22 protein-coding genes are annotated in these 24,360 nt (G+C 51.9%); 18 read left to right on the top strand and 4 right to left on the bottom strand.

Annotation, left to right across the window (positions count from 1 at the left end; genetic code table 11):
* The first annotated feature begins 222 nt into the window (after nt 1-222).
* The 7 genes from ACGG9R_RS02770 to ACGG9R_RS02800 all read left to right on the top strand — a co-directional run bounded on the left by ACGG9R_RS02770 (nt 223) and on the right by ACGG9R_RS02800 (nt 8,744).
* Nucleotides 223-1,761: a hypothetical protein gene (locus tag ACGG9R_RS02770; RefSeq protein WP_390151170.1), complete on the top strand. Its 1,539-nt coding sequence runs from the start codon at nt 223-225 to the stop codon at nt 1,759-1,761.
* A complete protein-coding gene (gene thiM, locus ACGG9R_RS02775; protein ID WP_390151173.1) occupies nt 1,758-2,561 on the top strand; it encodes a hydroxyethylthiazole kinase in 804 nt (267 codons plus the stop codon). The genes ACGG9R_RS02770 and thiM overlap by 4 nt, the downstream gene beginning before the upstream one ends.
* Nucleotides 2,548-3,180: a thiamine phosphate synthase gene (gene thiE, locus ACGG9R_RS02780; protein WP_390151176.1), complete on the top strand. Its 633-nt coding sequence runs from the start codon at nt 2,548-2,550 to the stop codon at nt 3,178-3,180. Before thiM ends, thiE begins: the two co-directional genes overlap by 14 nt.
* Nucleotides 3,181-4,180: 1,000 nt before the next feature.
* The gene (gene secG, locus ACGG9R_RS02785; protein ID WP_022106373.1) at nt 4,181-4,417 is read left to right on the top strand and encodes a preprotein translocase subunit SecG; all 237 of its coding nucleotides are present in this window, start codon (nt 4,181-4,183) and stop codon (nt 4,415-4,417) included.
* Nucleotides 4,418-4,591: 174 nt separating this feature from the next.
* On the top strand, nt 4,592-6,622 hold the full coding sequence (rnr, locus tag ACGG9R_RS02790; protein WP_390151180.1) for a ribonuclease R: 2,031 nt from the start codon (nt 4,592-4,594) through the stop codon (nt 6,620-6,622).
* A gap of 417 nt (nt 6,623-7,039) precedes the next feature.
* The gene (smpB, locus tag ACGG9R_RS02795; protein ID WP_022106370.1) at nt 7,040-7,510 is read left to right on the top strand and encodes an SsrA-binding protein SmpB; all 471 of its coding nucleotides are present in this window, start codon (nt 7,040-7,042) and stop codon (nt 7,508-7,510) included.
* 370 nt (nt 7,511-7,880) lie between these two features.
* On the top strand, nt 7,881-8,744 hold the full coding sequence (locus tag ACGG9R_RS02800) for a hypothetical protein (RefSeq protein WP_390151184.1): 864 nt from the start codon (nt 7,881-7,883) through the stop codon (nt 8,742-8,744).
* A 94-nt stretch (nt 8,745-8,838) separates the two neighbouring features.
* Here ACGG9R_RS02800 and ACGG9R_RS02805 read toward each other — a convergent pair whose 3' ends face one another.
* Nucleotides 8,839-9,378, bottom strand: coding sequence for a GerMN domain-containing protein (locus tag ACGG9R_RS02805; RefSeq protein ID WP_390151187.1), 540 nt, complete (start codon nt 9,376-9,378; stop codon nt 8,839-8,841).
* A gap of 90 nt (nt 9,379-9,468) precedes the next feature.
* On the bottom strand, nt 9,469-10,617 hold the full coding sequence (locus ACGG9R_RS02810; protein ID WP_390151190.1) for an N-acetylmuramoyl-L-alanine amidase: 1,149 nt from the start codon (nt 10,615-10,617) through the stop codon (nt 9,469-9,471).
* 389 nt (nt 10,618-11,006) lie between these two features.
* Between ACGG9R_RS02810 and ACGG9R_RS02815 the strand changes: the two genes are divergently transcribed.
* The 10 genes from ACGG9R_RS02815 to ACGG9R_RS02860 all read left to right on the top strand — a co-directional run bounded on the left by ACGG9R_RS02815 (nt 11,007) and on the right by ACGG9R_RS02860 (nt 22,234).
* Entirely contained in the window at nt 11,007-11,906 is a 900-nt protein-coding gene (locus ACGG9R_RS02815; protein WP_390151193.1) for a polysaccharide deacetylase family protein, read from the top strand.
* 388 nt (nt 11,907-12,294) lie between these two features.
* On the top strand, nt 12,295-13,242 hold the full coding sequence (locus ACGG9R_RS02820) for a phosphodiester glycosidase family protein (protein ID WP_022105273.1): 948 nt from the start codon (nt 12,295-12,297) through the stop codon (nt 13,240-13,242).
* 10 nt (nt 13,243-13,252) lie between these two features.
* On the top strand, nt 13,253-14,185 hold the full coding sequence (locus ACGG9R_RS02825) for a hypothetical protein (protein WP_390151197.1): 933 nt from the start codon (nt 13,253-13,255) through the stop codon (nt 14,183-14,185).
* A 1,327-nt stretch (nt 14,186-15,512) separates the two neighbouring features.
* Nucleotides 15,513-16,256 (top strand): orotidine-5'-phosphate decarboxylase, encoded by a 744-nt coding sequence (gene pyrF, locus ACGG9R_RS02830; RefSeq protein WP_390151200.1) that lies wholly within the window; start codon nt 15,513-15,515, stop codon nt 16,254-16,256.
* A complete protein-coding gene (pyrE, locus tag ACGG9R_RS02835) occupies nt 16,253-16,843 on the top strand; it encodes an orotate phosphoribosyltransferase (protein WP_390155055.1) in 591 nt (196 codons plus the stop codon). The genes pyrF and pyrE overlap by 4 nt, the downstream gene beginning before the upstream one ends.
* A 463-nt stretch (nt 16,844-17,306) precedes the next feature.
* Entirely contained in the window at nt 17,307-18,557 is a 1,251-nt protein-coding gene (locus ACGG9R_RS02840) for an SLC13 family permease (protein WP_022106199.1), read from the top strand.
* Between the two features lie 90 nt (nt 18,558-18,647).
* Complete coding sequence (locus ACGG9R_RS02845) at nt 18,648-19,121, top strand: hypothetical protein (RefSeq protein WP_390151203.1); 474 nt, start codon at nt 18,648-18,650, stop codon at nt 19,119-19,121.
* Between the two features lie 238 nt (nt 19,122-19,359).
* Nucleotides 19,360-19,671: a hypothetical protein gene (locus ACGG9R_RS02850; RefSeq protein ID WP_390151206.1), complete on the top strand. Its 312-nt coding sequence runs from the start codon at nt 19,360-19,362 to the stop codon at nt 19,669-19,671.
* Between the two features lie 943 nt (nt 19,672-20,614).
* On the top strand, nt 20,615-21,907 hold the full coding sequence (locus ACGG9R_RS02855) for an ArsB/NhaD family transporter (RefSeq protein ID WP_390151209.1): 1,293 nt from the start codon (nt 20,615-20,617) through the stop codon (nt 21,905-21,907).
* A 93-nt stretch (nt 21,908-22,000) separates the two neighbouring features.
* On the top strand, nt 22,001-22,234 hold the full coding sequence (locus tag ACGG9R_RS02860; protein ID WP_390151212.1) for a hypothetical protein: 234 nt from the start codon (nt 22,001-22,003) through the stop codon (nt 22,232-22,234).
* Nucleotides 22,235-22,303: 69 nt separating this feature from the next.
* Here ACGG9R_RS02860 and ACGG9R_RS02865 read toward each other — a convergent pair whose 3' ends face one another.
* Nucleotides 22,304-22,702, bottom strand: coding sequence for a hypothetical protein (locus ACGG9R_RS02865; protein WP_390151215.1), 399 nt, complete (start codon nt 22,700-22,702; stop codon nt 22,304-22,306).
* Between the two features lie 168 nt (nt 22,703-22,870).
* Nucleotides 22,871-23,782, bottom strand: a complete 912-nt coding sequence (locus ACGG9R_RS02870) for a LysR family transcriptional regulator (protein ID WP_390151218.1) — start codon at nt 23,780-23,782, stop codon at nt 22,871-22,873.
* Nucleotides 23,783-24,109: 327 nt separating this feature from the next.
* On the opposite strand from ACGG9R_RS02870, the gene ACGG9R_RS02875 reads away from it, so the two are divergent.
* Nucleotides 24,110-24,298: a hypothetical protein gene (locus ACGG9R_RS02875; RefSeq protein ID WP_390151221.1), complete on the top strand. Its 189-nt coding sequence runs from the start codon at nt 24,110-24,112 to the stop codon at nt 24,296-24,298.
* Nucleotides 24,299-24,360: the final 62 nt, after the last annotated feature.

Consider the following 24,360-nt stretch of genomic DNA (forward strand, 5'->3'; position numbering starts at 1 on the left):
AGGCAGTGGCTTTCTACCATCTTCTAAAAAAAGGCGGCGAAGCCGCCACCTCAACCCTCAACCCTCAACCCTGAACCTTGAACCCTGAACCAAATGAAAGCAAATAAAAAGGAGCTGTGAAGAAATGAGGATTCATTTCTTCACAGCTCCTTTTTATTTTGCCTCCTCTTTTCTCAGGCTGCGTGGTAAAATAAAAAGAAAATTCAGAAATGAGGAGACACCATGAGAGAGGACGAGGCGGATTCCCTGGTGAGGCTGGGGAAGGACTATCTTCATATACGAAATTACGATAAAGCGATGGAGTATCTGGGGCATGCCGTGATGCTGGGCAAAACGAATGCGGCGCAGGATCTCTATGCGCTCGGCGAGCATTTCCTGGCAGAGAAAAACTACAAGAAGGCAGAGGAGGCTTTTCAAATGCTGGCAGATCGCGGGCATGGGGAAAGCTGTCTCATACTTGGAGAGATGTGTGAGAAGGGTCTTGGCCGCCAGCGGGATTATCAGGCGGCCTTTGGCTTCTATAGCGAAAGCTTCCAGCAGGGAGTCGACCGGGGGGCGTACCGGGCAGGGATGCTCATGCGTGAGGATGCGCTTCGGGTGACCGAGGTGCGAGACATCGCACTCACCTGGCTGGAAGAGGCGATCAAGGCGGGGATCTATGAAGCGTATGCGGCGGTCGGGGATCTTTACAGCGAGCATTTCACGGCGGGCTCGACGCCGCGAGATGATCAGGAGGCATTTTCCTGGTACATGAAGGGGGCGATGCGCGGTGATGCGCTGTGCCTCTTTCGCGTGGCGGTGTGCTTCGCTGAGGGCTATGGGACGAAGCCGGATATCCCGCGTGCGCTTCGCCTCTATCGGCAGGCGGCGGATGCCGGGAGTGCGCTCGCCTGCAGGCAGCTTGGGGAGATGTATGCGGCTGGTATTCACGTGCATCGTGAGATCCGAAGGGCGCTTACGTGGTATCTGCGTGCCTATGAGCTGGGGAATCCGGAAGAGAAAAGAGCGGCTGCGGTAGGGATGCTGCGCGTGGTGCAGGCGTATATCGATACGCCGCGCTATGAGGAGGTCGAAGAGCTTCTCCATTCCTTCCTAGAGAAGCTTCATGCGGCGGGAGATACGAGCTGTCTCTTCGCACTTGCAGACATCGAGCGACGCAGGGGACGGATGGATCTCTATCTGAAGGATCTGGAGATGGGGATGCAGGCAGGGCATGACAGCTGCCGTGAGCGCTGGGTGCAGTATTATATGAATGAAGTGGTGACGGAGCTGCGGGTACTGGAGCCGATATTTGACGAGCTTGCCGAAAGGCGGGGCGAGAGAAAGTTCTTCGATGATTATCTTGCGCATACGAGGCATGCGGCTTCTTGCTGCGAGAAGGCGGCAAAGGCGGGCAGCCCGGAGGCTTGGGCGCTCCTTGCGTATCTCTATCTCTACCATGGCGCAGATATCGGGAAGAGAAATGCGGATTTTCTGGAGGCTGCGGCGAATGGAAGAAATGCACGGATCATGGATATGGATCTCTTTCTGTGGACGTACTTTGCAGGTCCCTCCGGAGAGGAGCAAGGAGAGCTTCATCACGAGAATCCTTTGAAGGCGTTCCGGTTTGCGCAAAAGATGGCAAGGAAGCGGAATGAGGATTTCTATGAAGTGATGGCGGATTACTATCGACGCGGATATGGGACAGAGCCGAATCCCCAAATGGCGGAACGGTATCTGGATAAAGCGGCTAAAGTGAAAGAAAAGGGGAAAAGGAAATGACATTTACATCTTATATCGATCAAGTCAGAGCGGAAAGACCGCTTGTGCATCACATCACGAATTATGTGACGGTCAATGACTGTGCGAATGCCTGTCTTGCGATCGGCGCATCGCCTGTCATGGCTGATGCGGTGGATGAAGCGGAGTCGATGGTCTCCATCGCGCAGTCGCTGGTGCTGAATATCGGGACGCTGAATGTGACGAAGGTCGAAGCGATGATGGTGGCAGGCCGCAAGGCGAATGCGCTCGGTATTCCGGTCGTTTTTGACCCTGTCGGCGTGGGGGCGACGCCTTTCAGAAACCATATGGCGGCTGAACTCATGTGTCAGATCCGGATGGCGGTCGTGAGAGGAAATATTTCTGAGATCTGCTCTCTGGGAGGAGAGGCAGCGCGGACCAAGGGAGTCGATGCGGGCGATGCAGATGCCAAGGTCGCGGAAGAGGTCGCTTCGATGCTGGCGAAGAAATGGCATGCGACGGTCGTCATCAGTGGCAAGACGGATATCATCACAGATGGGAAAAGGGTCATGCATATCCGCAATGGCTGCCCGGAGATGTCGGATATCACGGGTTCCGGCTGCATGTGTACCACACTCGTCGGTGCGTTTGTCGGTGCGCATCCGGAGGATCCCTTCGGCGCCTCTGCCGCGGCGATGCTCTCGATGGGGATCGCGGGCGAAAGAGCCTGGAGATCATATGGGCATCAGGGGCTTGGTCATTTCCACATGGGCATCCTGGATGAGCTTGGCAGCATGAGCGCCTCTGTCATGGAAGCGGAGGGCAAGTATGACATCCTTTGATCTTACGCTCTACCTCGTGACTGACCGGCGTATGCCTAAAGAGGGATTTGAAACTGTCGTCGAAGAGGCGATCCGGGGCGGCGTGACGCTTGTGCAGCTTCGTGAAAAGGAAGGGGATACGGGTCTGCTCTACGAACGGGCGCGCAGGCTGAAGAAAGTGACGGACCGCTATCATATCCCTCTCATCATCGATGACCGCATCGACATCATGCTGGCGGTGGATGCGGCAGGCGTTCATGTGGGACAGAGCGATATGCCGGCGGCCATCGCAAGGCAGATGATCGGCCCAGATAAGATCTTGGGCGTCTCCGCTGCCAATCTCACCGAGGCACTGAAGGCAGAAGCAGACGGCGCAGACTACCTCGGTGTCGGCGCGATGTATCCCACGAAGACGAAGACGGATGCGGACTTCACGACCAGAGAGGCGCTGGAGGCGATCAAGCGCAGCGTCCACATCCCCGTCTGCGCCATCGGCGGTATCAATGAGAAGACCATCCCTGACTTCAAAGGAAGCGCGATCGACGGCTTCGCCATCGTCTCTGCCATCATGGCGAGCGAAGAGCCAAAGGCGGATGCGGAAAAGCTGAAACGGATGATCGGGAATGTGCTGAAAAAATAAGGAATCAGGAATGAAGGAGCGGCGCTTCCGCTTTTTATGCGCCGTATTTCCCGCTGAAGTTTGAAAGCAGGGGGCGCTAGTGATTGGTGACTAAACGACTAGAAGACTAGGAGATATCAGACTCCCGTATCGTCATTTCGAGCGCAGCGAGAAATCTTTGGCATTCGCGGCGAGGGACTCACGCTTTCCCCACATGTGCCGCGCATTTCTTCGCTTTTTTCATCTGTCTTTCACACCGACTGTGCCCTATCCGCCCCTACGGGCACCTTCCCCTCGAGGGGAAGGCTCCGATACGAGAATACCCTCTTCTAAAAAGACGTCGCACTACCCTTGTGACCCATCCGCTCCCCGTATCGTCATCCCGAGCGAAGCCGAGGGATCTTTATTGCACTGCCGCCATATGCACACGTGCGCCCTCACGCAAACGACACCTTGGCGCTTCCTTTTTCGCCTTTCTCTCACTCACGGCTTACCGCTCTGCAAGAAGGATCCCTCCACTTCGGCCCTCATGACACGCAAGAAAGACGATAGCCTCACATCGTTTTTCACACCGCTGCGTAGAGTTGTGCCTCTCCGAGGCACTCTATCCTGCGCCTTCGGCGCGGGCCGTTTGGCCTCACAGGAAGGCGCCTTGATGGGCAGGCTAGGCGCCTCTTTGGATTAGGCCAAACTCGGAAGTCCCTCTGCGGGACTTCCGTCTCCAAGGGCCCACTCGTATCATAGGAGTGACTGGGAACTAGTGACTTGAATACCACTTTCGGGCATCGCCCCATATATATTCGCGGCGAAGCCGCCACCACAACCTTGAACCTTGAACCTTGAACCTTGAACCTTGAACCCTCTTTCGCCCAATCAAGGGGCCCCCGCCCACGGGCGAACTCTGAATTCTATTTCCTCTTGACCTGTACTACAGAGTAGTATAAAATAAGGTTTGATATTGGCTTTATATTCGATAGGAAAGGCCGATCTGCCCTTGGGTAGATTCAGAGGAGGATGCAGAGTGAAGTATTTTTTGATTGGTTTGACAATGGTTGTTTCCTTACTGGTGATCGTAGTCGTCGTAGCTCAGGAATCCAAGCAGGCGGGAATGGGCTCGGCCATCGGCGGCGGCGCAGAAGGCGCTGTTGGCGGCAAAACCAGAGGTAAGGATGCTGTACTCTCCAAGTTCACGGTGGTATTTGGCATTGTCTTTGCTGTGCTTTGTCTCGTGCTTGGAAGATATATGAATACTTTCTGATGAAAAGAAAAGGGGCTTGCATAGAAGCAAGCCTTTTTTTATTAAGGGATGGCAAAGAGCAGTGAGCGGTGACCGGAGAACGAATCGGTGCTTCTTCAGTCCATGGTGAGGCTTCCTTATGGCTCTACGCGGAGCCGCGAAGCCATTTCATCGCGCATATACAGGAGAACAACAATGGAAGAAAAGAAAACGCTTTTATCTTATAAGCCGGGGACGATCCTGCAGGGCGTATACAAGTCGTATGGCCGGTTCGGATTTCTGATCACCGATGACGACCACGAGGATGTGTATATTTCCGACCGCGACCATCTGAATGCGGTGAATAATGATACCGTCGAAGTGAAGACGATGAAGAGTGAGACGGGCCGTCACAATACGGAAGGCCGTGTCATGAAGGTCTTAGAGCGTGCCAATGATACCTTCGTCTGCACCTATGAGATGCTGAAGGATGGCGGTGAAGCCGTGCCGATCGATGAGAAGGTGGATATGTACATCGAGATCCCTGAGGGGCAGGAAATGGATGCCACCACGGGGGCGCGTGTCATCGTCGAAGTCACTCGCTGGCCGGGGGAATGGACGGATGCGGAGGGCCGTGTGACGGAAGTCATCGGCTACAAAGGCGATAAGGGGCTTGATATCGATATCATCGTTGCACAGCACCGTCTGCCGCATGAATTTTCCGAAAAGGTACTGGATGAGGCGGAAAATCTGCCGCGGGATATCCGGATGGAAAAGGGACTCACCGATTTCAGAGCTCTTCCGATCGTCACCATCGACGGGCCTGACTCGAAGGATTTGGACGATGCAGTCTACTGCGAGAAGAAGGCAAATGGACATTTTGAGCTGTCTGTCCATATCGCGGATGTGTCTCGCTATGTGACGAAGGGGTCGCTCCTCGATGATGAGGCCTACCGCCGCGGCACCAGTGTATACTTGGCGGACCGCGTCATCCCGATGCTGCCTTTCCAGCTGTCGAATGATCTCTGCAGCCTAAACCATGATGAAGACCGCTATGCGATGTCCTGCGTGATGGATGTGTCGCCGGATGGCAAGGTAAAGACCGAGCTGGTCACACCGTCCATCGTGCGTGTGGCACGCCGCTGCAATTATCCGGAGATCAATAAAGCCTTCCATGAGGGCATTATGCCGGCAGATCTTGCACACTTCATGCCGATGCTCGAAGACCTGAAGGCCTGCGCGGATGCCCTTCGCGCAGACCGCACCCGCCGCGGCGCACTCGACTTCGATTTCCCGGAATACAAGGTCATTCTCGATGAAGAGGGGACACCGCTTCGCATTGAGAAGCGCATCAGAAGTGATGCGGAGAAGATGATCGAGGATGCCATGATCGCGGCGAATGAAGCGGTAGCGCGTTTCCTTGAAAAGACAGGACATACGTCGATCTACCGTGTGCATGAGCATCCGGATGAGGAGAAGCTGAATTCCCTGAAGCGTCTCATCGCCATCATGGGACTCGATCTCTCCATCCCGAAGGATCCGGAGCCGAAGGATATCCAGAAGCTCTTGGAAACGGTGAAGGGAGAAGATATCGAAGCGGTCGTGCAGGTGATGACGCTCCGCAGCCTTCCGCAGGCCTGCTACAGCACGGAAAATGCCGGACACTTCGGGATCGCCAGTGAATGCTATACGCACTTCACCTCGCCGATCCGCCGCTATCCGGATCTGATGGTACATCGCCTCATCCGACAGGCGATCTCGGATGGCCTCTCCAAGGCAGAGCTCAAAAAGCAGACAGAGTTCCTCCTGCGTGCGGCTGACCACTGCTCGGAGACAGAGCAGAATGCGACAGATACCGAGCGCGATGTCGATGATCTCAAGATGACAGAGTACATGGTGCCGTTCGTTGGCGAGCCATTCGATGCGCATGTGACCGGGATCACCCGCTTCGGTGTTTTCGTAGGCCTCGACAATGGCGTAGAAGGTCTTGTCCACATTGACTCCATGGACGATGACGAGTACATGTATCAGGAAGATACGATGACCTTGAAGGGCCGCTTCTCCGGGACGACTTATTCCATGGGGATGCCCGTCCGCGTGACCCTTGTCAAGGCGGATAAGGAACGCCGCGAAGTCGACTTCATCATGGGAGAGATCCATTCCCCGCTGAATCTGGAAAAGAAGACCAGAGCATCTGCAAAATCCAGATCACATTCGAAAAAGAAAATGAAGAAGGGGAAGAAGTGACTGGTGACTAGTGGCTAGGGATTAGGATATTTCCTTTATAAGCCCGCTCTCCCTCCTCCTTTTGGAAGGAGGTGCCCCGAAGGGGCGGAGTGTGCAAGCGAACTGTATTTTTGCAAACCGACGCGAAAATCCAGTGAGACGCCATTTCGAGCAAAGCGAGATGTTGGCTTCGCGAAGCAGGCTTATCACACATCGCGCGGGCCAACCCCGCCTAGCTGCGCTTGGCTGCCCCTTCCAGAGGAAGGGGCTCGCCGGAAGAGCATCTGGCAAGTCATGTACCAGCATTGCTTTATACAAAACTCACGGCGCTTCCAAATTTGATGCGCCGTACCTTCACTCCTCACTTCTCACTCCTAACTCCTCACTTGAAACTATGTATTACATGGAAATTGACCAACATCCGTAAAGGAGAGATACATGGCCGAGAAAAAAACGGCGCCGCCGATCGCGCTCAATCGGCAGGCACATCATAACTATTTCATCCACGAGACGTATGAGTGCGGCATTGCGCTCACCGGAACGGAGGTGAAGTCCATCCGCGCGGGCAAGGCGAACCTGCGTGACAGCTTCGCTCGTATCCAGAAGGGCGAGGTCTACCTGTGGAATGCACATATCAGCCCCTATGAGCAGGGAAATATTTTCAACCACGACCCGCTTCGTACCAGAAAGCTGCTTCTGCACAAGAAGGAGATCCGAAAGATCGAGATGCAGCTCAAAACAAAGGGCTACACCTTAGTCCCGCTCAAGATGTACTTCAAGCACGGCAAGGTCAAAGTGGAGATCGGTGTCGCAACGGGTAAAAAACTCTACGATAAGAGAGAGGATATGGCTGCGAAAGCTGCTAAGCGCGATCTTGACAGGCGCATCAAAGAACAAAGGTATGATTGACTAGTGACTAGTGACTAGTGACTAGTGACTAGTGACTAGTGACTAGTGACTAGTGACTAGGGATTAGGGATTAGTGACTAGTGACTAGGGATTAGGGATTAGTGACTAGTGACTAGGGATTAGGGATTAGTGACTAGTGACTAGGGATTAGGGATTAGGGATTAGGGATTAGGATATTCCTTTATAAGCTCGCTCCCTCCTTCCCATGGAAGGAGGTGCCCCGAAGGGGCGGAGGTTGGCTAATGAAGCGGGTTTGTCACACATTCATGGAATTACCCCCGTTGAACCCGTGTCAACCTGAACCCCGAACCTTGAACCCTTATCATACCATCATTTCAACTAACAACCACAAAGGGAGAACCATAGCATCATGGAAGAAAAAAACAATAAGCCCCGCAAAGACTTCAAAAGTAAGGGAAAATTTGGCGGTAAGAAATTCAGCGGCCGCGGCAAGAGCTTCGGCAAGGATAAGCCGGATTTCAAGAAACGGAAATTGGCTCCCGGCGTCGAATTCGTGGACCGCGAGCTCGGCGTGGGCATCGTGAGAAAGCTGACAGATGAAGGCATCGTCGTTGCTTTCGGCGATGCGGAAAAGCTCATCCCGAGAAAGAAGCGCGAGGGCGGCTACAAAAAAGACGGCTTCAAGAAGGACGCACATCGTAAGGATTTCAAAAAGGAAGCCTTCAGCGCGGCGAAGCCGATGGAAAAGAAGGTATTCACCTTCGATGCACCTCTGCCGGATGCAAAGCCGACCGGTTTCAAAAAGAGAGAAGCGGCTGTCGGTCTGGAGGTCACGGATGAGACGCTCGGTAAGGGCACCATCACCCGCATCACAGAGCGCGGCACGTATGTCACTTATGATGCGACAGGCGAGCGCATCCTCTATCCGATGGGACTTCCGTCGAAGCTCTTGAAGACAGCATTCCCAGAAGAGAAGAAGGAAACGAAAAAAGAAGCGCCGAAGGGACAGGCGCGCACCTATACCGTGCCGGTAGCCGACAGACCGGCTCCGAAGCCGAAGGTGGAAGTCCGTCCGGTCAAGGAAACGCACCGCGGCAATACCCACTATATCGAGATCGGCGTGGGCACGCCCGTTGTCTCCTCTGTGTATGGACCGGGCGTCATCACGGATATTGCGGATGGCAAGCTCGTCGTAGACTTTGGAAATACGGAGCAGTCCTTCTTCTATCCGAAAGCTTTCGCGGAAGGCCAGATCGAAGTGGTGGAAGACTAGTGGCTGGGGAGGAGCTCTCCTCTCGGTCTGTAAGACAAAAAAGGAGCTGTGAAGAAATGAGGATTCATTTCTTCACAGCTCCTTTTTACTTGTCTTATTTTTTTGTCTGCTTGATGAAGGCTTCATCGCGTAGGAATTGTTCCCTCATATCGATCTGGAACTTGACAAGCTGCCCTTCCACGCGGAATTCGACGCGTTTGATATTGGGAAATTCGGTCAGCGTATCGACAGTCATGGCGATGAAGAGGGACTGTCCGGTCTCTCCTTGAAGCTGGTTCAGCTCTTTCGTGAAATTCACGGTGCAGGTGCCGTCTTCGACATGGACGCTCTTCAAGCGGGTACCGGCAGGAACGAGAGGATACTTGGACTTTCGATCCGCGCGGAGCATTTCTTCGATGGCTGTCTTCGCAGTGCGGTCAGCGGCTTTCACTTTGACCGTGGCAGGAAGGATATGAAGGCCGTCTTCTGTGGGCAGGTAGTAAGTGAGACTCGCTTCTTTTTCTGCGGGGATCTGGCTCGAGGAAGCGGCGGGCGGGACGACCTGTCCCGCGCTCTGCGGTTTGCTGTTTCCACCGCAGCCGGAAAGAAGAGCGGTGAGGATGATCGGGACGATCAGTGCATAATAGGTATTCATAGGAGCTCCTTTGGGAAGCATCGGTCTGATTCAGCGAATGGATCCGTGTTTCCTCCCTTTTCATTTCTCATACAATGGTAAGAAGCAGTCTCAGAGAGCTGCGAAATAATCCACCAGTCCCTTGAAGAGGCTCTTGGCGATACTCTTCGGCCCCCAGCTGGACGTGAGCATCTGGACGCGGTGCGCGTTGCTGATATAGCCCATTTCCATCAGGACGGAAGGCATTTTTGTATTGACATTCACATAGAGATGCCCGGAGCGGACACCGCGGTCAGGGATGGAGAGCAGGTTCATGGTGGACTGGTGCAGCATCTGGGCGAGCATCAGGTCCTTTGCGGTCTTGGGGTAGTAGTAGGCGGTGGTACCATCGACAGAGCCATTGGAGAAGGAGTCGATGTGGATGGAGACGAAGACGTCTGCATTCGCTTGATTTCCGACATCGCAGCGTGCCTGTAGCTCGGGGTCATCGTCAGCCCATGGACCATAGACGTCCTTGTCGGTGCTGCGGGTCATGACGACCTTCGCACCGGCAGAGGTGAGCATGTCGCGCAGCGGCAGGGCGATGGAGAGGGTGACATCCTTCTCGTAGATCTCCTTATTTCCTTTGTGTCCGATGGCACCGACGTCCGTGCCGCCGTGGCCGGGGTCAAGGCAGATGATCTTGCCTTTGAGTATTTTTCGGGCATCGGCAGGTACAGAGACTTTCTGCGGGGGGGCTTCTTTCTCAGCAGCAGGCTTTTTGGCGGCTGGCTTTTTGGTCGCCGTGTTCTCGGCGCTTGCTGCCGGCTTTGTGTAGCTCTTTTTGGCGCCCTGGATCGGGATGTCAATGACGAGGCGGTGCGGTTTTCCCAGTTTTGCATCCGGACGAAGGGCAAAGACGTGGATGTCATCGATCTTCTGCGGCTTGGTGAGGGCGACGTCGATGTAGGTGTCGCCGTCTTTTTCAGAAACTGTGGTGAAATCGATGGCGCGCGGATCCATATCGTATTGAGAGCCGCTGAAGCTCTTTTGGGTGTTCTTTAGGATGACTTCGAAGTTTTTGCCGGATTTGTCTATCGCAGCCTCCGCCTGTACCGCTTTCGTGAGATCTGTCACGATACGGACGAAGGGGGGATCGCCATCATTTCTGGCTGTCCAGCGAAGATCGGTGATTTCTGCATCTTTCGCCCATGCTTCATTCGCTGCCAAGGGCAGCCAAAGAAGCGAAAACACAAGCAGGATGAGTTTGAAATATTTCATAGATATCCTTTCTTATACATGTCTTACACGTGCGTAACGATACTCTCTCATATGGTTTTATTATAACACAGCGAGAAAAGGGTGAGCCCGTGGGGCGTGCCCTCCCTTGATTGGGTTTGAAAAGCTCGTTTAAATGAGGAATCAGGAATGAAGGTGGCGGCTTCGCCGCGAATATATATGGGGCGATGCCCGAAGGTGGTATTTAGTCACCAGTCACTAGTCACTTCTTATCCCCAATCCCTAGCCACTCATCCCTTAAAGTACCGAGAAAAACTTGACACTTACCGTTCTTGGCAAAACGCTTTATTTTCTTGCAAAATCGTAGTAAAATATTATAGTGTTGTCATAATAGGAAAACTATAGCAATTCGATACAAAGGAGTTTGACCATTGGATTTCTCGTATAGCAAATGGAAAAAAGCAGCAGCTCTCTCAGCGGCGTCGCTGCTCGCACTGTCGGCTTTTGCACTGACGGGCTGTGGGGGACAAGGCGGGGAGAAGGCAGCGTCTTCTCAGCCGGCAGCGGCTTCGGCACAGGCGGTGGATCCGAATCTGAAGCCCGGCGTCGCTGTCGTGCATCGCGCAGCAGATGTGAAGTATAGTGTACCGGAGGGCGTGTCCGTCCTCATGTACCACATGATCGGAGACGAACAGGGCAATGCGGCCATCATGACCGAGGCAAATCTGCGTATCCAGATGAATTATCTGCGTGATCACGGCTACCATCCGATCACCATGCAGGAGCTCTATGACTATGTCACCAAGGGGGCGCCTCTTCCGGAAAAGCCTGTCTGCATCACTTTCGATGACGGATATCTTGACAGCTACACCATCGTATATCCGCTCATGAAGGAGTATGGCTTCCCATGGACGCTCTTCCTGATCACCGATGATGTAGGAAAGCCGTATAACCGCATGACTTGGGATCAGCTGAAGGAAATGGCAAACAGCCATGCTGTCACCATCGCAAGTCATACGCTGTCGCATCCCAAGCTCCACAATCTTGCCACCCGTGCAGAAAAAGAGAAGGAGATCGTCGAGGCGAACAAGGCGCTCAAGTACCAGCTCGGGATCGACAATGTCTGGCTGGCATATCCTTATGGCGACTATGACGATGAAGTCATCGATATCTGCAAGAAGGCCGGTATCAAGATGGCTGTCACGACAGACGCCGGCCGCGTCCATGTCGGCAGCTTCCCCTATGATCTGAAGAGAGCGTATATCGGGAATGACATTTCCATCGCCCGCTTCTCGGAACGTCTGAACAAGGATAATTACACGCCGGTTTGATGGCTGAGCGGGGGCTTTGACGTGAATCTTCATAGGTTAAGCGGGTTCTGAAGGTGAAAGCAGGGATGAGTAGCTAGGGATTAGGGATTGGGAGACTCAAGTGAATGTTGACTGGGATTCTCCGGCATCGTCATCCCGAGCGCTACGCTCGAAATGACGATGCGCGCGAAGCGCTATCAAAACTCCGCGGTGCTTAGATCCTTCGACTCAGTTCTCATATTTCAGATAAGCCATTATTTAACATACGACGTTTTTCTCCGCTCAGGATGACGAAATACGCCGCCCTGCTCCCCGTTGAACCCATAGAACCCGCTCCCCCTCTTTCATCCCCGATCAAAAGGCGATACGCCCCAGGGGCTAACCCTCAACCCTTTTTCAAGGAGTCACAATGAAACGATTTTTCAACAACATCGTGGTCAAGTTTATCCTGATCACCCTGGTCTTTTTCATCATCACGTCTCCGATCGTGGTGCTCTTCGGGCCGTTCGGCAATTTGAAGCGTGCTGTGGTCGGTGCGATCATGCGCTCACGGCATCCGCAGTACATTACGTGGCTTTACGATCAGGAGGAGCTGAACCAGATCCTCGGCACCGTGACGACGACGGATAAGCAGAATGTATTCGCTTTCAAGCCGCGCACGGATGCGACACTGAAGCTGAAAAAGATCGAGACATCCCGCTTCGTCGGGTATCTGCTGGAGATCCCAAATCCGAAGCGTATCGAAGTCGCTACGGCAGAAGACATCAATGAGAAGGGGGATACCACTTCCAGCATCGCGAAAAAGAACAATGCCGTAGCAGCCATCAATGGCGGCGGCTTCTACGATCCGAATGGCACCGGCATCGGACGTCTGCCCTATGGCTTCATCCTGCATCAGGGCAAGTACCTTTTGGGGCAGCAGGTCGATGACAAGGAAAAAGTCGACTTCGTCGGAATGACGAAGAACGGAAATCTGATTGCCGGGAACTACAATAAGAAAGAACTGCGTGACCTTGGTGCGGTCGAAGGCCTGACCTTCGGCCCGCCGCTCATCATTAATGGGCAGAAGGTCATCAAGAGCGGTGACGGCGGATGGGGGATCTCCCCGCGCTCGGCCATCGGACAGAAGAAGGATGGTACGATGCTCTTCCTCGTCATCGATGGACGACAGCCCGGCTACAGCATCGGCGCGACGCTTGTCGATTCGCAGAATATCCTCTATGAAAACGGGGCCTACATTGCGGCCAATCTGGACGGCGGATCTTCCACGACACTTTACTATAATGGCAAGGTGGTCAATAAGCCTGCCGATCTCCTGGGCGAACGTATGATACCGACTGCATTTATCGTGAAATAAGGAGAACAGCGTGAAGAAAAAAATCGCACAGCTCATGATCTGCTTCCTCCTTGGCGCAGGGGTGCAGGCAGGGGCCTACGTATATATGGACCGCGTCCTTTTTGCCCCGCTCTCCTCAGGTGACTATGATATGTCTGATGTGAAGGACAAAGTCGCAGAGCAGGCGGAAAAGGAAGGCAAGAAGCTCTATGCGAAGGTCAGCGTGAAGGGGAAAGCCTACTACTCGCATGACTATAAATATATGGCAGATGTGACCGCAGAGACGGTCACCATTTACAAAGCCGAAGATCTTGGACATCCTCAGATCGTGGATCTGAAAGGACAGGGCGTTTCTTTCTTCGAATGGATGCCGGACAGAAATCTGGCGCTCATGGCGCTCTATCCGATCCACTGGAAAGGCGGACGCTGGGATGTGACACTGGCGCGCTACAATCCGGAAGGCACCACGCACGAGTCCGATGCGCCGATCCGTGATCTCCCAAGAAATGCGAAGATCGTGGATGTCGCTTACTCGACCGCGACCAATGCCGTCTACATGAAGATGGAGGTCGGCAAAGGACTTTACCGCATCTACCGCACGGATGCAAACTATGATACCCGCCGCATCTATGTGCAGACCTCGCACATCGGCAAGATGGCCGTCTACTATGATGCAGACCGCCTCTTCTATGATGACAGCCAGAAGGGCATCATGTACACCTTTAATGGGGATGACAGCTCGTGGCGTGTCATCTCTCCGCCGGGGGCTTACCGTCTGGTCGGTCTTGGAGATGATAAGACCATCTATGCAGCCAAGATCAACAGCAAGGGCGAGGCGACCGCTTACTATACGGGTAAACTCGGCGTCGGCTTCAAAGAAGTCAAAGCGCTGGAAACACCTGTAGAATTCAACTCTATCACCGTCCATATGATCCGCGAAGCCGCCATGCACGCGGGAAAATAAAAAGCAGCGCTTCGGCGCTGCTTTTTGTGTGCGAGTGACTGGTGGCTGGTGATTAGTGACTAGTGACTAGAAGACTCTCGCATTGTCATTTCGAGCGTAAGCGAGAAATCTTCCATGCAGACCGATAAACAAAGGATGTGTGCAGCACCAAGGCGTCGCTTTCCTGCAGTGCCTATGTGATACTGACCGCAGTGCAAGAAAGATCCCTCGGCTGCGCTCGAGATGACGATACGGGAAAGGGTTGCCCCAAAAGTTTGAAAGAAAGGATGAGTGGCTAAGGATTAGGAGGCTTGAGTGTTTGGTGACTGGGCTGAGACTGAAAGACTAGGGGACTTGGAGACATCAGCCCCCGTATTGTCATTTCGAGCATAAGCGAGAAATCTTCCATGCAGACCGATAAACAAAGGATGTGTGTAGTACCAAGGCGTCGCTTCCGTACCGTGCCTATGTGATACTGACCGCAGTGCAAGAAAGATCTCTCGGCTGCGCTCGGGATGACGATACGAGAAATGGCTACCCAAAAAATTTGAAAGCAGGGGCGAATAGCTAGGAACTTGTGACTGGTGACTAGGAGACCTCGGACTCCCGTATCGTCATTTCGAGCGTAAGCGAGAAATCTTCCATGCAGACCGATAAACAAAGGATGTGTGCAGCACCAAGGCGTCGCTTCCCTGCAGTGCCTATGTGATACTGACCGCAGTGCAAGAAAGATCTCTCGGCTGCGCTCGAGATGACGACGGCGCGAAGCGCTATCAAAACTCCGCTTCAAAGAAGTCAAAGCGCTGGAGGCACCCGTAGAATTCAACTCCATCACCGTCCATATGATCCGCGAAGCCGCTATGCACGCGGGAAAATAAAAAGCAGCGCTTCGGCGCTGCTTTTTGTGTGCGAGTGACTGGTGATTAGTGACTGGTGACTAGTGACTTGGAACTAGTGGCTAGTGACTAGAAGACTCTCGCATCGTCATTTCGAGCGTAAGCGAGAAATCTTCCTTGCAGACCGATAAACAAAGGATGTGTGCAGCACCGAGGCGTCGCTTTCCTGCAGTGCCTATGTGATACTTACCGCAGTGCAAGAAAGATCTCTCGGCTACGCTCGAGATGACGACGGCGCGAAGCGCTATCAAAACTCCGCGGCGCTTAGGGAAACACTAATTCTTCGATTGAAACAGCGTTTCCTTAACATACGACGTTTTTCTCCGCTCAGGATGACGAAATGCGCCGCTCCCATCCCTTCAGCTTCCATCTTTTATAATTTTCTTCCCCGATTTCCTGAATAAATGATATAATAGCTTAGATACCTATTATTCCCATGAAGGAGAGCGGAAATGGCAGAAGAAAACGAAATCTATACAGCCGACGACAGACTGATCGTCGCACTGGACGTCGACAGCTTTGACAAAATGAAAGCGCTGGTCGATGAGCTTGGCGATCTGATCTCCTACTACAAGGTCGGCATGGAGCTCTACTACAGTGCAGGCAGTGATACGATCCGTTACCTGAAGGAACACGGAAAGAAGGTTTTTCTTGATCTGAAGCTCCACGATATTCCGAATACCGTCGGTCACAGCGTGGCCTCCGTCACTCGCCTCGGCGTGAACCTCATCACCGTCCATGCAGCAGGCGGCCGTGCGATGATGCAGGCAGCGACGCGCTATGCGAAGATCACTGCGGATGAGCTGGGCGTAGAACGTCCGAAGATCCTGGCGGTCACCGTCCTCACCAGCTTTGATGACCAGGGATGGCAGGAAGTCGGCGGACATCTCCCCATTCAGGAGCATGTCCTGGAGCTGGCTTCCCTTGCGAAATCCTCCGGCGTCGATGGTGTCGTCGCTTCCCCGAAAGAAGCCGGCAGTATCCGCGAGATGGCCGGAAAGGATGATTTCCTCATCGTGACCCCGGGCATCCGCCCATCCTTTGCCCAGACCGATGATCAGAAACGTATCGCGACCCCATCACAGGCTTTCAAGGACGGATCTTCCATGCTCGTTATCGGACGTCCGATCACACAGGCGATCGACCCCTGTGCGGCTGCCCGTTTAATTTTAAAAGAAATAAAGGAGAACGCATAATGAACGAAAAAGAAGTCGAATCTTTGCTGAAAGAAACCAAAGCCATTCTGGAAGGTCATTTCCTTCTGACCAGCGGTCTTCACAGCCCTCTTTATGTAGAAAAATTCAACGTGCTCCAGCATCCGGAATACACGGAAAAGCTCTGCCAGGAATTTGCAAACCATTTCAAGGATATGGGCATCGAGACCGTCATTGGACCGGCGACCGGCGGCATCATCCTGTCTCAGGTCACTGCCCGTCTGCTGGGCGTTCGTTCCATTTTCACCGAAAGAGAAAATGGCAAGATGACCCTTCGCCGCGGCTTCAAGGTCGCTCCTGGTGAAAAAGTCCTCATCGTCGAAGACATCGTCACCACCGGCGGCTCCATCAAGGAAGTCGTCGATGTCGTGAATGAAGCCAAGGGCGATATCGTCGGCATCGGCCTCTTAGTAGACAGAAGCGGCGGCAAAGCAGACTTCGGCGTACCGCAGGAAAAGGTATATCCGCTGCTCCACCTCACCGTTCCGACCTACAAGCCGGAAGAATGCCCGCTCTGCAAAGAAGGCGCGCCGATCACCGAACGTGGCAGCCATCATCTGAAAAAATAAGAGTGAGATCTGAAAACACACCTATCGAGAGATCGAGGGTGTGTTTTTTTCTTGCCGCTCACAGCTCTTGCTCATGACCGCCTGCGTTCCTCTCTCTTTTTCATAGAAGGGGGGAGAGTCTTCCGGCAGAAGCAAGACGTTTTAAGGAAACACTGATTCAATCGTTGTCAGATTTTACTCTTGAATTTTTATGTATAGCGAGGAATAACCTGACGCGAATAGCGAGCTATTTAAGGAAGGTTATGACAAAGCTATGCGTAAAAATTCTTGTAAAAGCTGACTCTGCGATTTAATCAGCGTTTCCTTAAGCCGCAAGGGTTCTTCGGCTGGCCAATACCTCTTAACCGTCAAGCATAACTTTCATGCAAAACGTGTATTTTATTCCAAGAGGAAAATCATGCTATGATTTGTAAGGATTAACCTAGTATTAGCATATAATTAGTATAAAAACGAGGAGGACATGATGGCACTGGCGTCGCTTGCAGCATTGGGGCTTGCTATATTTCTTGGCTTTGTGAAAAAAATGAATACGGGGCTGTTATGTACCGCGCTCGCACTGCTCGTAGGCAGACTGGCCGGGATCTCTGATGATGAGATCATCCGTGGCTTCAACTACTCCTTATTCCTCATGCTTCTGGGCGTGACCTATCTTTTCGGACTGGCGGAGATGAATGGGACCTTAGCCCTGCTTTCGAAGAAGATCGTGGCGCTCTCCGGACGTCGCACCTACCTGGTACCGATCGTCATGTACCTTTTTGCGACCATCCTCTCTGCCCTGGGACCGGGCACCATACCGACGGCAGCCATTATGATGGTCTTCGGGATGACGCTTGCGAAGGAAATGAATATCAATCCGGCGATGCTGGGGGCCATCATCTTTCTCGGAGCGGCCGGAGGCGGGATGTCTCCACTGGCTGCGACGGGCATCATCGGGCTGAATCTATGCGGAGAATTCGGCCTGACCGGCATCGAGGAACCGCTTCTCGTGAATGGCGTCCTCTCCTCGACCGTCTATGCCGCGCTGGTCTACTTTGCCTTCGGAGGCTATCGGCTGCGGTCAGACATCGTACTTCATCTGGCAGATACGCCTTCATTTGCGCGGCAGCAGATCATCACATTGATAGGCATCGCGGGCATGGTGGTCCTTGTCCTGTTCTTTCATATCAATGTGGGACTTGCCAGCTTCGGCGTCGCTGCTATCTTGTCGTTTCTGAATGTTTCTGATGAAACGGCAGCGCTTCGCCGCATCCCCTGGGGGACGCTTCTTCTGATCTGCGGTGTCGGCGTGCTGATGAATGTCATCATTTTGACTGGTGGGATCGATCTTCTCTCAGATGCGCTTGCTTCCATCATGAGCGACTCGACCGCAGTCAGCATTCTGGGGATCACGGCAGGCGTCCTTTCGTGGTTCTCCTCGACCTCCGGTGTCGTCATGCCCACGCTCATTCCGACCGTGCCGCATATCCTGTCACAGATGGGAAGCAGTGCTAATCCGGTCGAATGGGTCACTGCGATCACCATGGTCTCCAATACCGCAGGCATCAGCCCCTTATCGACGGGCGGTGCGCTGGCGCTGGCGGCTTATTCGGCAGAAGGCGGATTGAAAGACGGCGAGCTGGATCGGCTCTTCATGCGGATGTTCTTCATCTCCGCGGCGGGCGTTGTGTCCCTGTCTGTTCTGGCCTACTTCGGGCTCTACCGTTGGCTGCTGTAAAGAAATAAAACAGAGAAGCGAGTCAGGCAGCCGACGGAGATCCCATGGCTGCCTGTTTTCCGTATCGTAGACGAAGAAGGAGTGACGAAAATGAGTGAAAATCATGATGCTTTGCTTTACATACTGCGTATCGTCGGATTTCTTTTTGCTGTGTGCTGCGTGTGGCTGATCTATGCCAGACAGAAAACGAAAATGAAACGTCTGAAAGCGGCCAACCAGCATTCCGCCATTGTTCTCCTGCATAAGCGTCATGCGGGAAATATAGACTATGCCAGCATCAATGCGATCCTGCACATCGATGGACTTCGTGCAGAGACCTTCCTCTATGCGCTCGGAGTCCCTGCGGTATATCTTGCCCCGGGAAAACATGTCATCGAAGTCGAAGCACACTGGTCCAGGCACATCCGTGGACGGCGTATGAAAGACTATCAGGCAGGGCCGAGCATGATCTCCGTCTCTGTCGAATCAGGAGAGTACTGGTCCCTGGAGTATTGCATCTCTAAGGATCATTTTACGTTCGAACGCTGTGATCCAAAGAACTTATTTTTGAGGAAGGCAGGCTAAGGAACCGGAGCCTGCATAAAAGTTTCTACAAAAAGGCATATTTTCGAGAAAAAATACCAAAGATATAACCGATTGGCATGAACTATAGACAAGCGGAAAACAGATGGATATAATGGAATCAGAAAGGATGAAGAAGGAAATACCTTTCAGACCGGTCAAAATCACTTCAAATGAGTGTAAACTTCCTAATTTCGGATTATTTCCTCGTGCAGCCGCTGAATGCAGAAAGGAGACTATCATGAACAAGATGTATGATGCAGTGATGAAAATGGAAACTTTACTCGATGCGTATGAAGCTCTCATTGGCAATATTACAGATTTCCTGAATGACAATGGGATCGATATCACAGGGGATCCATCGGAACATCCGGCACTGATGCTTTACGCAGAAGCCGGACGGATCTATGGCCGTTTGCTCCATACGAGAAAGCTTGAGGACCTGCTCCGTATGGAAGGGGAGTACCGTCTCATGACCTCCATGGTCGCTGAAATGAAGGCAGGGGCGTGGATGACGACCTCCCATCACGAAAAAATGGCCAAGGCCGGTTGATTTCGTGAGGAACAGGATATGGTAACGGGAAAAAGGAGCTGTAAAGAAATGAATCCTCATTTCTTTACAGCCCCTTTTTACTTTACTTTCATTTGGTTCAGGGTTCAGGGTTCAAGGTTCAGGATTGAGGTGGCGGCTTCGCCGCCTTTTTTTTAGAAGAGATGGTATTCTCGTATCGTAGCCTTCCCCTCTAGGTAATGCTATTAAGTTAAGGAAATCGTTAGCTACGTAACGTCTTGCTTCCCCCTTCGGGGGAAGTGCCGAAGGCAATAGGGGCATGCCAGCGATATAGCGTACTATGTTGAATAGTCCGATGCTATCGATATCACAACACTTTCATGCAATACCGCTATGTAGCCCCCTCAGCCCTTCGGGCAGCTCCCCCGATGGGGAGCCAAGAACGTTCTTCCGCTTAACTTAATAGCATTACCCGCAGGGGAGGATAGGGTGACTATGGCATGAAAGACAGCTGGGATAAGGTTTCCCGGTCACTCCTATGAGAGCTGCAAGTCCCCCCGCGGCAGATGGAACGCGAAAATGAGATGATCGTTATTTAACATCGCCTTTTTGCGTGGGAGGAGCTATAGGGATGGACAGGGAAGCAATGGTTTTCTGGAGAAAGCATTCAAACGGAATAGATATTTTGTCTATTTCTTATGGGAATGCCTGCCTTTATTCTATAGAGACGTATTTCATTTCAAAGGATCAATCATCTATTCTAATAAAATATATAATTATATCTCGATAAATATGTTACAAATGATAAATAAAGAGATATAATTTACCCATCAAGAGCAATGGATAGGAGGCGCAGCTCGTGATGTGGTATCTGTTTGGAAGTTCATGATCTGGCATATAGGCAGAATAGTTTACGGCAGAGAAGCTCTGGATCCAAGAGAGAAGAGCGTCTGCCCATGTCTGAAATGCGAAGGAGTTGACTTACGTGTCATTGAATACTCATGAGATCCTGGCACTTTCCATTTTTGTGGTTGTTTATTTTTTTATCATCTCTGAGATCGTTCATCGAACGATCATCGCTCTTTTAGGCGCTGCTGTCATGATCATGTCAGGCATATTGACGCAGAGCAAAGCCATCAGTTATGTGGATTTCAATACGATCGGTCTTTTGGTCGGGATGATGCTCATCGTAAGTATCACGGCAGAGACAGGAGTATTTAATTATATGGCCTTGTGGTCTGCACAGAAGGTCAAGGCCAGGCCGCTTTACCTTATGGGAGCACTCGCTTTTCTGACTGCGTTCTGCTCCGGATTTCTGGATAATGTGACGACGGTATTGCTGACCGTACCGGTGACATTTTCAATTTGTAAAAAATTGAAAATCTCAGTTTATCCATTCTTGCTGGTACAGATCATGGCTTCTAATATCGGGGGGACAGCGACCATGATCGGTGATCCTCCGAATATCATGCTGAGCAGTGCGGTTCCGCAACTCAACTTCGTCGCCTTTCTGACTCATTTGGGGATCGTCTGTCTCTGTATTCTGACCGTGACGGTTGCGATTTTTATGCGACTCTATCATAAACAGCTGATGACGACAGAAGAGCTTCGCGAGGAAGTCATGAAGATGGATGCAGGCGCGGAAATTACGAATGCGCCGCTATTGAAACGCTGCCTCGTCGTCCTTGCCCTCGTGATAGCCGGTTTTATTTTCCATGATCTCCTTCACGCGGATAATGCCAGCATCGCTCTTTGCGGCGCCGCGCTTTTGATGCTTTGGACTATGAGGAAAGATGAGAAATCCATTGGCAGCGCCCTTGCTGGCGTGGAATGGGTGGCCATTTTCTTCTTTCTTGGACTCTTCATTATCATAGGCGGATTGGTGGAGACAGGCGTCATTACTGCGCTTGCCAAAGCGGCTATGCATGCGACAGGCGGGAATATGACGACGACGACCATGCTTGTCCTGTGGCTCAGTGCATTTGCCTCTGCTTTCATTGATAATATTCCTTTTGTTGCGACCATGATCCCTCTCATTAAGGATATGGGAAATATGGGGATCACGAATCTGGATCCTCTTTGGTGGGCCTTATCTCTTGGCGCCTGCCTCGGCGGTAATGGGACCTTGATCGGTGCGAGTGCCAATGTGGTGGTGGCTTCTCTGGCCCAGGCGCATGGGATCAAGATGACGTTTGCCGGATATACTCGCTACGGGTTGCCGATGATGCTGCTTTCGATCGCCATCTCGGCTGTCTATATATATTTCTGGTACTTGTGATCGAACGATTCGTGTTTCCATCATTTGTTTAGTTTCTTTGGCGGATCTGCGGAAAATCATCCGCTTTCCCCAGTGATACAAGGAGGAATATACATGAACGAGAAAAAAATGAATGAAGCAGGGTATTGGGAAGAAAAAAGCTTAAAGAGGGCGGAAATGCTGAAAGAAAATGATGGCCTTGGCGTGATTTCAGGAAGACAGTACCGTCATGACTCCATCCAGATGCCGGAGATCATGGCAGAGACATCGGCGGGTTTGCAGCACTTGGTGAAGAAAAGCCTGAAGAGGGCAGATGCCATGTCTGAAAATAATGGGATGTATGAGTGAGGGAAGTAGAAAGCTCTTGTTTTTCGCATACATAAAAAAGGGTGTGACCTAGGTCACACCCTTTTCGTATCAGATGGCATCTTTTTTATAGTAGGGAGAGGTTATCCAGTTTCCTGTCTGCATATCCGACAAAATCGAGCGAAGAAGATCATATTCGCCTTCCAGAATGCAGAGCGGATCGATATTCTTCATCTGCGGAAGAGAGGTATAGATACGGAGAGCTTCTTTGTAGAGCATCAGTTCAGGCGCGTTGCCATCGATGTCGATATCGGCATCCTTGAAGTAGGCTCTGTACTGAGCGAGCAGCTGCTCGAAGTCATGGATCATTTTCTCGCGCTTCATTGTGGTGTCATATAAACTGCCCATGATGGTATCCTCCTTCGCTGCTGCGGCAGCGGAATAGAAAGCCGAGACCTCTTGAGGTGCTATGGCGTAAGCGATGGGAAGCGTAGTTCCGTCTGTTTGCACATCGTTTCCGCACCTACTGTATGAGTATCTGCTTTCGGAATTCTTATGATTTCATTATAAGAGATAAGCAGATCTTCGTCCATAGCATATGCCCATGTGTTATAACTTTCATTTTTGGAACAGGAAATATGCGAAACTAATCGATCCATGTTCCTCACCGATCTCGGATCACAGATCTTTGATCTTGATCATGCGTTCCGAATCACGGACATCGCTGTAAAACTGCAGGAACTTTTTCGCGACCACAGAGAGTGGGCGGCCCTTGACGCGGACGACGGTCTTGTACAGATCCGTATCGACCCCTGTGATGGCTTTGGCAATGAGCCCCTCTGGGAGCTTTTCTTTCGGCTCCATAGGGACGATGCTGACGCCGCAGTCATCTTCTGCCCAGCACAGAGCGGTGGTGCGCGTGGTACAGATGGAAAGGACCTGCGGGCGGATGGATTTCTCCGCGAAGATCTTCGACATCATGAGATGACAGCCGGTGGAGAGACAGAGCGGACATTCCGCAAGCTCCGGCAGCGTCGGTGTGGTGGTCCCTTTCAAAAAAATAGAATTTTCTGCGGTCACACAGACGATCTTTTCTTTGCGGCGGAACAGGACGTCAAAGTTATTCTGGTGGATCGGGGGAACCGAAAGGATCCCGAGCTCTGCAATGCCGGAGAGAAGCTGCTGCGACTGCTCCGTAATGCCGCCTTCATGGATCTCATAATTGATGAGAGGGAAGAGGCGATGAAAAGGCTCGAGACATTCCTTGATGAAGACAGCCGCTCTGGAATTGGCAACCGTGAAGCGCAGCGTCCCCTTGCTGCCGTCGCTGACATCTCCGATCTCATTCTTGGCCATATCTTCCAGAGAGCAGATGTATTTCGCTTTGTGGTAGAGGATGCGGCCTGCATCGGTCAGGATGAGGTGCTTGCTGCCGCGTGTCGTGATGATGAGCTTCGTGCCGAAATAATTCTCCAGCGACTTCACCTGCTTCGATAGTGCAGGCTGCGCGATATGGATATATTCTGAGGCGGCCGTCATGCTGCCCGCTTCGACGATGGCAAGAAAATTTCTGTAATTATCAATTTCCATATAAATCTCCTTTACATTCAGATCATGTCTGCCAGGATAGGAAAAGAATGCACATAGGAATCATGGTTCTGTATATTATATAAGAAATAACTAATAAGTGCAATCATAAACGCCAATGAATAGCAAATGTGCGGAGGCGTGGTGTTATTTTCGGATTTGCATGACTTTCATTCCTGTAAGTATCAATGATTTTCTTCGGATAACTAAAATTCCTATCAGATATTTTTAATTTTGCGATAAATTTTGTATCATATAGCCAAGTTAAATCCCATGTCTGCCAGGACAGGAAAACGCCGCAAGGCCAATTTCATAAAGGAGTGATGGAAAATGTTAGCAAAACACACAACCCCATTTGACAGAATTTTTACCCATCGGCTTGATGCAGCCAGCCAGTATCTTCATGATAAGGAACAGACTCGCCAGTTCACCGATACCATTCAGGGCAATGAGCTGACTCTGTCTCAGCTTGAAACATTGCACAGAAGAAAACTGAGCTTCATCGGTCACCTTCATTAAAATATACATGGGCGCAGGACAGATCGCCTACAGCCCATCATCTTCCCTTTGTTTGAAAGCTG

Source organism: Dialister sp. i34-0019-2H8 (assembly GCF_042846925.1).
GTDB lineage: Bacteria > Bacillota > Negativicutes > Veillonellales > Dialisteraceae > Dialister.

Coding starts and splice junctions, on each gene's coding strand:
- ACGG9R_RS02860 (WP_390151212.1), top strand. CDS start 22,001: ATGAACGAGAAAAAAATGAATGAAGCAGGGTATTGGGAAGAAAAAAGC.
- ACGG9R_RS02845 (WP_390151203.1), top strand. CDS start 18,648: ATGAGTGAAAATCATGATGCTTTGCTTTACATACTGCGTATCGTCGGA.
- ACGG9R_RS02770 (WP_390151170.1), top strand. CDS start 223: ATGAGAGAGGACGAGGCGGATTCCCTGGTGAGGCTGGGGAAGGACTAT.
- ACGG9R_RS02810 (WP_390151190.1), bottom strand. CDS start 10,617: ATGAAATATTTCAAACTCATCCTGCTTGTGTTTTCGCTTCTTTGGCTG.
- ACGG9R_RS02870 (WP_390151218.1), bottom strand. CDS start 23,782: ATGGAAATTGATAATTACAGAAATTTTCTTGCCATCGTCGAAGCGGGC.
- thiM (WP_390151173.1), top strand. CDS start 1,758: ATGACATTTACATCTTATATCGATCAAGTCAGAGCGGAAAGACCGCTT.
- smpB (WP_022106370.1), top strand. CDS start 7,040: ATGGCCGAGAAAAAAACGGCGCCGCCGATCGCGCTCAATCGGCAGGCA.
- ACGG9R_RS02805 (WP_390151187.1), bottom strand. CDS start 9,378: ATGAATACCTATTATGCACTGATCGTCCCGATCATCCTCACCGCTCTT.
- ACGG9R_RS02875 (WP_390151221.1), top strand. CDS start 24,110: ATGTTAGCAAAACACACAACCCCATTTGACAGAATTTTTACCCATCGG.
- ACGG9R_RS02820 (WP_022105273.1), top strand. CDS start 12,295: ATGAAACGATTTTTCAACAACATCGTGGTCAAGTTTATCCTGATCACC.
- rnr (WP_390151180.1), top strand. CDS start 4,592: ATGGAAGAAAAGAAAACGCTTTTATCTTATAAGCCGGGGACGATCCTG.
- ACGG9R_RS02840 (WP_022106199.1), top strand. CDS start 17,307: ATGGCACTGGCGTCGCTTGCAGCATTGGGGCTTGCTATATTTCTTGGC.
- ACGG9R_RS02850 (WP_390151206.1), top strand. CDS start 19,360: ATGAACAAGATGTATGATGCAGTGATGAAAATGGAAACTTTACTCGAT.
- pyrF (WP_390151200.1), top strand. CDS start 15,513: ATGGCAGAAGAAAACGAAATCTATACAGCCGACGACAGACTGATCGTC.
- thiE (WP_390151176.1), top strand. CDS start 2,548: ATGACATCCTTTGATCTTACGCTCTACCTCGTGACTGACCGGCGTATG.
- ACGG9R_RS02800 (WP_390151184.1), top strand. CDS start 7,881: ATGGAAGAAAAAAACAATAAGCCCCGCAAAGACTTCAAAAGTAAGGGA.